This is a genomic window from Nocardioides sp. (assembly GCF_036374615.1).
Taxonomy (GTDB): Bacteria; Actinomycetota; Actinomycetes; order Propionibacteriales; family Nocardioidaceae; genus Nocardioides.
The window spans coordinates 1-10,099 of sequence record NZ_DASUTK010000184.1 but is presented as its reverse complement, the minus strand read 5'-3'; the positions used below and the strand labels follow the sequence as shown (position 1 = coordinate 10,099).

The 10,099-nt window shown below is 71.1% G+C and carries 10 protein-coding genes; 6 read left to right on the top strand and 4 right to left on the bottom strand.

From position 1 onward, the window contains the following. The 4 genes from VFZ39_RS14360 to VFZ39_RS14345 form a co-directional block, all read right to left on the bottom strand. Window positions 1–252 (bottom strand): hypothetical protein (locus VFZ39_RS14360; RefSeq protein ID WP_330866458.1); only part of this gene is annotated, 252 nt, incomplete at its 3' end. Between the two features lie 30 nt (window positions 253–282). After that, window positions 283–1,722 carry an APC family permease gene (locus VFZ39_RS14355; RefSeq protein WP_330866457.1) on the bottom strand — a complete coding sequence of 480 codons (1,440 nt, stop codon included), beginning with the start codon at window positions 1,720–1,722 and terminating at the stop codon, window positions 283–285. Window positions 1,723–1,806: 84 nt separating this feature from the next. Continuing rightward, the gene (locus VFZ39_RS14350; protein ID WP_330866456.1) at window positions 1,807–2,484 is read right to left on the bottom strand and encodes a response regulator transcription factor; all 678 of its coding nucleotides are present in this window, start codon (window positions 2,482–2,484) and stop codon (window positions 1,807–1,809) included. Next, window positions 2,474–3,778, bottom strand: a complete 1,305-nt coding sequence (locus VFZ39_RS14345; RefSeq protein ID WP_330866455.1) for a PspC domain-containing protein — start codon at window positions 3,776–3,778, stop codon at window positions 2,474–2,476. The genes VFZ39_RS14350 and VFZ39_RS14345 overlap by 11 nt, the downstream gene beginning before the upstream one ends. Window positions 3,779–3,922: 144 nt before the next feature. On the opposite strand from VFZ39_RS14345, the gene VFZ39_RS14340 reads away from it, so the two are divergent. The 6 genes from VFZ39_RS14340 to VFZ39_RS14315 form a co-directional block, all read left to right on the top strand. Continuing rightward, window positions 3,923–5,257: a PspC domain-containing protein gene (locus VFZ39_RS14340; protein WP_330866454.1), complete on the top strand. Its 1,335-nt coding sequence runs from the start codon at window positions 3,923–3,925 to the stop codon at window positions 5,255–5,257. Window positions 5,258–5,289: 32 nt separating this feature from the next. Beyond that, on the top strand, window positions 5,290–5,595 hold the full coding sequence (locus VFZ39_RS14335; RefSeq protein ID WP_330866453.1) for a hypothetical protein: 306 nt from the start codon (window positions 5,290–5,292) through the stop codon (window positions 5,593–5,595). A gap of 21 nt (window positions 5,596–5,616) precedes the next feature. Then, a complete protein-coding gene (locus VFZ39_RS14330; RefSeq protein ID WP_330866452.1) occupies window positions 5,617–6,159 on the top strand; it encodes a YbaK/EbsC family protein in 543 nt (180 codons plus the stop codon). 97 nt (window positions 6,160–6,256) lie between these two features. Further along, complete coding sequence (locus VFZ39_RS14325; protein ID WP_330866451.1) at window positions 6,257–7,366, top strand: aminomethyltransferase family protein; 1,110 nt, start codon at window positions 6,257–6,259, stop codon at window positions 7,364–7,366. A 56-nt stretch (window positions 7,367–7,422) separates the two neighbouring features. After that, window positions 7,423–9,153 carry an ABC transporter ATP-binding protein gene (locus tag VFZ39_RS14320; RefSeq protein ID WP_330866450.1) on the top strand — a complete coding sequence of 577 codons (1,731 nt, stop codon included), beginning with the start codon at window positions 7,423–7,425 and terminating at the stop codon, window positions 9,151–9,153. Next, the coding region (locus tag VFZ39_RS14315) for an ABC transporter ATP-binding protein (RefSeq protein WP_330866449.1) at window positions 9,150–10,099 on the top strand (950 nt) is incomplete at its 3' end. The genes VFZ39_RS14320 and VFZ39_RS14315, both read left to right, overlap by 4 nt.

Below are 10,099 nucleotides of genomic sequence, written 5' to 3'. Positions count from 1 at the left end.
CGCCATCACCAGCACCAGGATCACCAGGCCGACGGCGAGCTTGACGCCGATCTTGGCGTGGTCGACGTCGACGTCGTCCGCCTCCAGGACGCCGACCAGCGCCAGCCCGGCCAAGAAGGCCGTGCCGGCGCCGTCGCGCATCGGCCCGTTGACTGCCTTCTCGGGCGCCCGCATCTGGACGAGCATCCCGCCCAGGAGCGCCGCGAAACCGAGGATGTGGACGAACAGCAGGACGAGCCGCAGGGTCTCCATGCGGCGAAGGCTACTGGCCGCCGGATGGGCTCATCCCTTGAGGCTGGGGTCGCCGCGCTCCGTGCCCGCTGGCCGGTTCTGCCGGCCGAAGAGGTACTCGATCAGGAACAGCACGACGCCCACGGCCACGAGACCGGCGCACCACAGCAGGGACGTCGGGTCGTCGTAGACCGTCCAGGCGAGGATCGCGAGGTTGCCCGCGAGCCCCACGAACAGCAACGGCGTGTTGGCGCGGAAGGCGTCCTCGTCGTCGTCCTGCCCCCGCAGCTTCAGGCACGACACGATCACCAGCGCGTAGATGAAGAGCAGGAAGACGACCGTGACCAGGGCGAGCCGCTCGACGAGCGTCACCCCCTCGACCTTGGGGGCGATCGTGCCGACGATCAGCAGCGAGCAGACCACGGCGCCACTGAACAGCAGGCCGACCCACGGGCTGCGGCGGCCGTCGTGGATCCTGCTGAAGACGCCCGGCACGACGTCCTCGTTGGCCATGCCGTAGAGGATCCGCGGCTGGGTGACCACTGCGACCAACGTGGTGTTGGTGATCGCGATCAGGGCGATCACCGAGAACAGCGTGCTCATGAAGTCGGTGTTGATCGGCAGGATCCCGGCCTCGACCACCTCGAGCAGCGCGGCCCCGGAACCGGCCAGGGTGTCGGTCGGCACCGTCAGGGCCGCCGCGATCGAGACCAGCACATAGATCACACCGGCCACCACCATGCCGCCGATCAGCGACCGTGGGAAGTTGCGGTGCGGGTCGATCGTCTCCTCCGCGACGTTCGCGGTGTTCTCGAAACCGGTCATGGCGAAGAACGAGAGCGCGACACCGGCGAGGATGGCGAGAGCCGGGCTAGTGGGCTCTCCCTCGAGGGTACGGCTCTGGAAGTCGACCAGCACCCCGAAGTCGGCGTCGCCCTCGGCGATGTACCAGATCCCGATGATCAGCACGATCACCAGACCGGCGATCTCGATGAACGCCATCACCATGTTGATGACGACCGACTCGGTGATGCCGATGAAGTTGACGATCGACAGCGCCAGGATGAACAGCAGCGTGACCAGCAGCGCCGGCGGACCTTCCCACAGGGTGGCGAAGTAGGACGCGAAACCGTCGGCCAGCGCGCCGGCGGCCGCGAAACTGGCGGACAGGAAGCACACGGTGACCAGGAACGTCAGTGCCTTGTTACGGAACGCCTTGTTGACGTACAGCGCGGCACCGGCCGCCTGCGGGTACTTGGTGACCAGCTCGGCGTACGCCGTCCCTGTGATCGCGGCGATCGTGACGCCGACGGCGAACGCGATCCAGAACGCGCCGCCGACCACGGCGGCGACCAGTCCGATCAGGACGTAGATCCCCGACCCGAGGACGTCACCCAGGGTGTAGAAGAAGAGCTGCTTTCCGGTGATCGACCGCCGGAGGCCGCCGGCGTCCTCCTCGTCGGTCGTCGGCAGGGCACTGGTCTCGGCCATGGGGAGCTCGCTTCCGCGGGGCGATCGGGCTCCTTACGGAATCGTCCCCGGCGGGGGTTGTCAATCATCCCGCCGGGCGAAGAATCAGAGCAGGTGCCGGTCGGAGGCCCACCTGGACAGCTCGTGGCGCGAGGACAGCTGCAGCTTGCGCAGCACCGAGGACATGTGGGTCTCGACCGTCTTGATGGAGATGAAGAGCTCCTTCGCGACCTCCTTGTAGGCATAGCCGCGCGCGATCAGCCGCATCACCTCCCGCTCCCGCTCGGTGAGCCGGTCGAGGTCCTCGTCGACCTCGGCCACCTCGATCGACCCGGCGAACGCGTCCAGCACGAAGCCGGCCAGCCGCGGCGAGAACACCGCGTCACCCTCGGACACCCGGCGGATCGCGTCGACCAGCTCGGGCCCGGTGATGGTCTTGGTGACGTAGCCGCGGGCACCGCCCCGGATGGTGCCGATGACATCCTCGGCCGCGTCGCTCACCGACAGCGCGAGGTACCGCGTCGCCGGGCTCTGGGCGCGCTTGATCACCTGCACACCGCCGCCACCGGGCAGGTGCACGTCGAGCAGGACGACGTCGGGCCTGGTGGCCTCGATGGCGGCGACGGCCGAGTCGACGTCGCCGCCCTCGCCGACCACCTCGACCGCGTCGGCGTGGCCGGCCAGCTCGCCGCGGACACCGGCGCGGAACATCGCGTGGTCGTCGACGAGCACGATGCGGATCCGCCCGCCCGCAGCCGGATCCGGGTTCTGGTCACTGGTCATCGGAGTCTCCTGTGGTCACGGGGAGGTGCAGCCTGACCTCGGTGCCCTCGCCCGGGGTGGATCGGATCTCGGAGGTGCCGCCGTGTCGGTCCATCCGGTCGTGGATGCTGTGCTGGACACCGAACCGGCCTTCGGCCACCGTATCGGGGTCGAAACCGACGCCCCGGTCGCGGACGAACACGTCCACGCTCGTCCCGGTGATCTCTGCGAACACGTCGACCCGCTCGACACCCGCGTGCTTGGCGGCGTTGGTCACCGCCTCGCCGGCCGCCTTGACGATCGCCGACAGCGACTCGGAGTACGGCAGGTCGCCGACCGCCACCACCTCGACCGAGATGCCGTGGGCGTCCTCGATCGTGGCCGCCATCCGCCGCAGCGCGCCCGCGACCGTCGTCTCGTCGGTCGACTCCTCGGAGTAGAGCCACGCCCGCAGGTCGCGCTCCTGCGACCGGGCCAGTCGGTGGACCAGTGGACCGTCGTGGGAGTTCTTCTGGATCAGCGCCAGGGTCTGCAGGACCGAGTCGTGCAGGTGTGCCGCGACGTCGGCCCGGTCCTGGCTGCGCACCCGCTCCGCTCGCTCGGCGGTGAGGTCGGCCGCGAGCCGGTAGATCCACGGGCCCACCACGACGCCGAGGCCGAGGACCGCGAGCAGCGCGGTGGCGGTCACGTCACGCGCGAAGTCGAGCGAGCCGCCTTCACGCAACGACGTCAGCACCAGGGCGAGCACGATCAGCAGCAGACCGATGCCGATCCGCGCGTACGACGCCCACCCCCGGTTGCCGAGCACGACCCGGACCGGGTCGACCCGGCCGGTCGAGTCGAGCCAGCGCTCCCGCTGCGCCTCGTCAGCCTGCCGCCAGAGCAGGGCGACGCCCGCGAACCCGATCGCGATCGCGAAGAACAACGTTCCTTGGCCGAGCACCGACCCGATCAGCAGCACGGCTCCGACGCCCAGCGCGGCCAGCACGATCGCCGGGCCGAGGTCGGTGAGGCGGCGGATCCGGCCGGGCCGGCGCCCTCCTCGGGTGGCCCCCTCGATGCCGGGCGCCGCCGCATGGAAGGCGGACTCCCCCGGCAGCACGAGCCACAGGCCGGCGTACATGAACACGCCCAGGCCGCCGAAGACGCAGGAGACGACGAACGCCGCGCGGACCCACGTCCTGGGGACTCCCAGGTGGTGGGCGAGGCCACTCGCCACCCCGCCGATGATCGGCTCCTGGGTGTCGCGGAACGCGCGCCGCACGGTGGGGGGCACGCTGTGGAGTGGGGCGCCCGGGGCGCTGGTGCTGCTCATCTCGGGTCAATCGTCACACAGCGGCCGGGGCCGGACCATGAGGCGAAACCCCGAGCCGACCCTGATCCGTCGACCCCCGCGACGGGGCACGATCAGGGTGGTCCCCGATGGTGAATGCCGTGCGCACGGGTCACGCTGGTTGACATGACCACGACACCTCCCGACGCACCCGCCGAGAACTCCGGCGGCCCCCGTCCCTCGCGTGACGAGATCCGCGACCTCGGCCGACTCCGCCGCTCCGTCCACGACCGCAAGGTCGCGGGTGTGGCCGGCGGTCTGGCCCGGCACCTCGACATCGACCCGGTCATCCTCCGGGTCGCCTTCGTGGTGCTCACGTTCTTCGGCGGCGCCGGCCTGATCGTGTACGGCGCCTGCTGGCTGCTCGTGCCCGAGGAGGGGTCGGAGTCGGCGCCCGTGCAGCTCGACGACAAGAGCCGCACGGTGGCCTTGATCGCCATCGGAGTGCTCGCGGCGCTCGCCCTGGTCGGCGACTCGTGGGGCGCCTACTGGTTCCCGTGGCCACTGGCGATCATCGGCCTGGTCGCGTTCGTGTGGCTCAGCCGGAACGGCCGCGGCCGCGGGGGGACCGCGGGCGCCCCGGCGGGAACGCCCACCCACGGCACGCCGTACGGCGCGGCGTCCCCGACCGCTCCCGCCACGGGGACCGCTGACACCGGAGACACCGAGGCGGCGGAGGCCGCCACCGATCCCACGGCCGACCCCGCCGTCGCGGCCGGAGGCCAGTACGACCCGCAGGCTCGCGCCCACGTCGGTCAGCACGGCTACGCCAGCCCGTACGACCCCGACGGTCGCCAGTACAGCGGCTACGACGGCGGCTACCCGGCGCCCTACGCCGCACCGGCACCGCGTGACCCGCGCAAGCGCGGTCCCAAGCTGTTCTGGTTCACCCTGGCACTGATCCTCTTCTCCGAGGGCGTGCTCGGGATCATCGACCTGGCAGGCGTCCCGATCCACGACTCGGCCTACGCGGCGGTCGCGGTCGGAGTGATCGGCACGATGCTGGTCGTCGGTTCGGTCATCGGCCGCGCGGGCGGTCTGATCGCCCTCGGCCTGATCGCCAGCCTGGGCCTGACGGCCGCAACCGCGGCCGATCGGTGGGACGGGGAGCAGAAGGTCTACGAGCCGAGGACCTCCGCGGAGGTCGCCGACACCTACTACCTGGAGGCGGGCGAGCTGATCGTGGACCTGAGCGAGGTGTCCGACCTCGACGGACTCGACGGACGCACGATCGAGGTCCGCGGCGAGGTCGGTGGGATCTCGGTGCTCGTGCCCGAGGACGTCGACGTCGACGTCACCGCAGATGTGGACGGGCCCGGGGGGTACGACCTCTTCGGCGCCCAGGGCGGAGGCATCGACTGGACCAAGACCGCGTCCCACGACGGTGGCCCCGATGTCCCCTCCCTGGAGATCGACGCCAGTCTCAGCGTCGGCGCGATCGACGTCCGAACCGCCGCGTGAGACCACGAGACCATCGAACCGAGGAGCACACGATGAACGAGTACGACGAGACCACCGCCTACGACGACCTCTACGGTGACGACCTGTACGGCGGCGACACCGAGGTGCTCGGCACCGAGTCGGTCGTCGACAGCTGGCGGCACCCCCTGAACGTCGGCCACCTGGTGATGGGACTGGCCTTCCTCGGCCTGGTCCTGGTGTGGGCACTGGTCGTCGGCGACGTGGTCGCCAACGACGACGTCCAGTGGCTGCTGCCGGTGCCGTGGGTGCTGGCCGGTGGAGCCGGGCTGGTCGCGATGACCGTCGCGGCGCGGCGACGCAGCCGTCGAGTCGGCTGAGGAGCTGCCTAGAGTGACCGCATGACGCTTCCCGCCCTGGGAACCCTGCAGGTCCGGACGCTCGAGGAGCGGCCGGACCTGCTCGGCGTACCGGTCCGGGAGGCGTTGGCCTCGTGGCCGCACGCGACCGACGTGGGGGTCGCCGAGATCGACCCGGAGCTCGCCGACACCGCTGCCTGCTCCGAGGCCTACGCCGTGCCGCTGGACGCCGGTGCCAACTGCGTGGTGGTGTCCGGCCGGCGGGCCGGTGAGGAGCGGATCGCCGCCTGCCTGGTCCGCGCCGACACCCGAGCGGACGTCAACAACCGGGTCAAGCGACTGCTCGACGTCCGCAAGTGCTCCTTCCTCCCGCTGGAGCGGGCGGTCGAGGAGACCGGGATGGAGTACGGCGGCATCACTCCGGTCGGGCTGCCCGCGTCGTGGCGGCTGCTGATCGACTCACGGGTGGCAGCCATCGACCTGGCCCTGATCGGCTCCGGCGTACGTCGCTCGAAGCTGATCGCCCCGGGACCTGCGCTGGCGCAGCTGCCAGGTGCGGAAGTCATCGAGGGTCTCGCCAGCTAGGGCGGATCCGTCCTTGGCCCCGTGGGCGGGCGTCTCCTCGACCTTGAACGGCGGTTCAAACCCGTGGGAGGATGCGGCCCGGCGACCGGAGGCCCGAGTGCACGAGAACGAAGCGATCAGGACCGCGTTCCACGAGGTGACCGCCGCGCAGGGCGGTTCGCACGTCGAGGACGGCGGGTGGATGTGGCTCGAAGGGTTCGGGGACGCGGCGAAGGAGTACGCGGCGATCCGCGACGACGTGGCGGTGTGGGACGTCTCACCACTGAACAAGTGGGAGTTCCGCGGACCCGACGCGCTGAAGGGCGCCCAGCGGGCATTCAGCAACGACGCGCTCGGGCTCGAGGTCGGGCAGGTGCGGTACGGCGCGTTCCTCGATGCCGACGGGTTCATGGTGGACGACGGGACCGTGTTCAACACCGCGCGAGAGGATCACTGCTGGGTGATGACCAACGGCCGGGACCACGACGCGCGCTTCGGGGAGCTGTTGTCGGACCTCGACGCGGAGTTCGAGTGGATCACCCCGTCGATGCCACACCTCGGCGTGATTGGTCCGCGCTCGCGCGACGTCGTCCAGAAGCTCGCGGACGTGGACCTCGGGTCGCTGCGCTACTTCCGGTTCCTCCCGCGGCCGGTCCAGGTCGCGGGCGTGGACGTCCACCTGTCGCGGACCGGGTACGGCGGTGAGCTCGGGTACGAGCTGTTCCTGCTCGACCCCGCCGACGCAGAGACCCTGTGGAACGCGGTCGTCGGCGCGGGCGTGACGCCGATCGGCACCGACGCCATCGAGGTCGCTCGGGTCGAGGCCGGGCTGATCGTGACCGACTACGACTACGAACCACACCAGCGCACGCCGTACGACTTCAACCTCGACCGGATGGTTCGGCCGGACCTCGGGCTCGGTTTCGCGGGCGAGGACGCGCTGCGCGCCGTCGCCGCAGCCCCGCCCCACCGCTTCGTCACGCTGCGCTACGAGGCCGACGAGCTTGTCGAGTACGGAGCGGCGGTCACGAAGGACGGCGAGGAGGTGGGGGTCCTCACGAGCCCGACGGACAGCCCGAGATTCGGCAAGATCGGTCTCGCGGTGATCGCGAGCGAGCAGGCGAGAGTCGGCAACGTGCTGGGCGTGGCCGTCGGCGGCGAGATCGTCTCCGCCACGGTCGACGTGCTGCCGATCTACGACACGGAGAAGCTGCGCCCCCGCTCGTAGCGCCCGGTGCGGATAACCGGTCGAGCCCGGGGTGGGCGGCTGCCTAGGCTGACCCGGTGCGTGCCCTCCCCCTCGACGACCCCGGCACCGCCGACGTCAGGTCACCGGGCCGCTTCCTGTGGTGGATGGCCAAGGAGCAGTGGGCGACGCTGGCCGGCGGCATGTTCTTCGGGATCATCTGGGCCAGCTCGCAGGCCGTGATGCCGCTCGTGCTCGGTCGCGCCATCGACGCCGGTGTCACGTCGCGCGACGGCAGCGCCCTCGTGAAGTACGCGGGCCTGATGCTCTTGGTCGGCGTGGTGCAGGCGGTCAGCGGCATCATCAGGCACCGGTTCGCCGTGAGCAACTGGCTGATCGCGGCGTACCGCACCGTGCAGCTGGTCGGCCGCAAGGCGGTCGAGCTGGGAATGACCCTGCCGCGCAAGGTCTCCACCGGCGAGGTCGTGGCGATCGGGACCAACGACCTCGGCCACATCGGCCAGGTGATGGACGTGTCCGCCCGGTTCTCCGGTGCCGTGGTCTCGTTCCTGCTGGTCTCGGTGATCCTCCTCCAGACCTCGGTCACGCTGGGACTGGTCGTGCTCGTCGGCGTACCGCTGCTGATGCTGGCGGTCGGTCCGCTGCTCAGTCCGCTCCAGCGCCGCGCCGCCCACCAGCGCGAGCTCATGGGCGACCTGTCCAACACGGCGACCGACATCGTGAGTGGGCTGCGGGTGCTGCGCGGCATCGGCGGCGAGCAGGTCTTCCACGACCGCTACCGCCGCGAGTCGCAGGCCACCAGGCGGGCCGGCGTCGCCGTGGCACGACTGCAGTCGGTCCTCGACGGCCTGCAGGTGTTCCTGCCTGGGATCTTCGTGGTGATCGTGGTCTGGCTCGGCGCCCGGTTCGCCGTGGCTGGGACCATCACCCCCGGCGAGCTCGTCGCGTTCTACGGCTACGCCGCGTTCCTCCTGATCCCGCTCCGCACCGCCACCGAGTACGCCAGCAAGATCATCCGGGCCCGCGTCGCGGCTCGCCGGATCTGCCGGGTGCTGGCAGCGTCCCCCGACTACGTGGACCCGGCGACTCCAGCCCCCTCACCGCCCGCGGGGTCGGTCCTGGCCGACGCCCGTACCGGCCTCCACGTCGAACCAGGTCGGCTCACGGCGATCGTCGTCGAGCAGCCGGAGGCCGCCGCCGCGCTCGCCGACCGGCTCGGCATGTGCGCGGAGCAGACCGACGAGGACGTGACCTACGGCGGCGTGCCGTTGACGCGACTGACCACCGCGGAGGTACGCCGACGGATCGTCGTGTCCGACTCGGGAGCCGCGCTGTTCGCGGGTCCGCTCGCGCGGGCGCTGGACCCGTTCGGCCGCGGCCGCCTCGACCAGGCGATCCGCACCGCTGACGCCGAGGACGTCCTGGACGCGCTGCCGGAGCGGCTCGACGCGGTCGTGACCGAGCGCGGCCGGAGCTTCTCCGGCGGCCAGCGCCAGCGGCTGGTGCTCGCTCGGGCGCTCGTGGCCGACCCCGAGGTGCTGGTGCTGGTCGAGCCGACGTCCGCCGTCGACGCCCACACCGAGGCCCGGATCGCGTCCCGGTTGCGCGAGCACCGCGCGGCGCGGACGACGGTCGTCACGACCACCAGCCCGCTGGTCCTCGCCGCCGCAGACGTCGTGGTCTACCTGCGCGACGACCGAGTGGCGGCCACCGGTACCCACACCGACCTGCTCGAGCGGGTGCCGGAGTACCGCTGGCTGGTCACGCGCGAGGCCGGCTCGGACCTCACCGCCGAGGGGATCCGATGAGCACCACCCTCCCCGTCGCCGACAAGCTCGCGGTCCGCAGGTACGCCGGTGAGCTGGCCCGTCGCCACCCGCGTCTCCTCGGGTCCGCTGTCCTGCTGCACGGCCTGGCCGCGCTCGCAGCCCTGGCGGCGCCACGGCTGCTCGGTGACCTCGTGGAGGCGGTGGAGCAGGGCACGACGACCGAGGCGGTCGACCGGATCGTGCTGATCCTGGCCGGGTTCGTGGTGCTGCAGGGCCTCCTGACCCGCTACGCCAGGTTCGTCAGCCAGGTGCTCGGCGAGCAGCTGCTCGCCGAGCTGCGCGAGGACTTCGTCGGCAACGCTCTCGCGCTGCCGGTCGGGGTCGTCGAGTCGGCCGGGTCGGGTGACCTCCTGACCCGCACCAGCCGCGACGTCGACCAGCTCGGCTGGTCCGTGCGCGAGGCCGTCCCGGAGTGGATGATCGCGGTCGTCACCGCGGTCCTGACCACGGCGGCTGCGCTCTCGGTCGGCTGGTGGGTCGCGCTCCCGGTCGTGCTCGGCCTGCCGCCGCTGGTGATCGGGCTGCGCTGGTACCTGCGGCGGGCCAAGGACGGCTACCTGCGCGAGGCCGCGTCGTACTCCGAGATCAACGCCTCGCTCACCGAGACCGTCGAGGGCGCGCGGTCGGTCGAGGCACTTGGCCTCGGCGGCCACCGGGTGCGCCGGATCGACGACGACATCAAGAATTCCTACGACGCCGAGCGCTACACGCTGTACCTGCGGACGGTGTTCTTCCCGAACATGGAGGTCTCCTACCTGGTCCCCGTCGTGTCGACCCTGCTCTTCGGCGGCTGGCTCTACATGCAGGGCACCGTGTCGCTGGGCGACGTCACCGCCGCCACGCTCTACGTTCAGATGCTGATCGACCCCGTCGACCGGATCGTGAGCTACCTCGACGAGCTCCAGATGGGCAGCGCGTCGCTGGC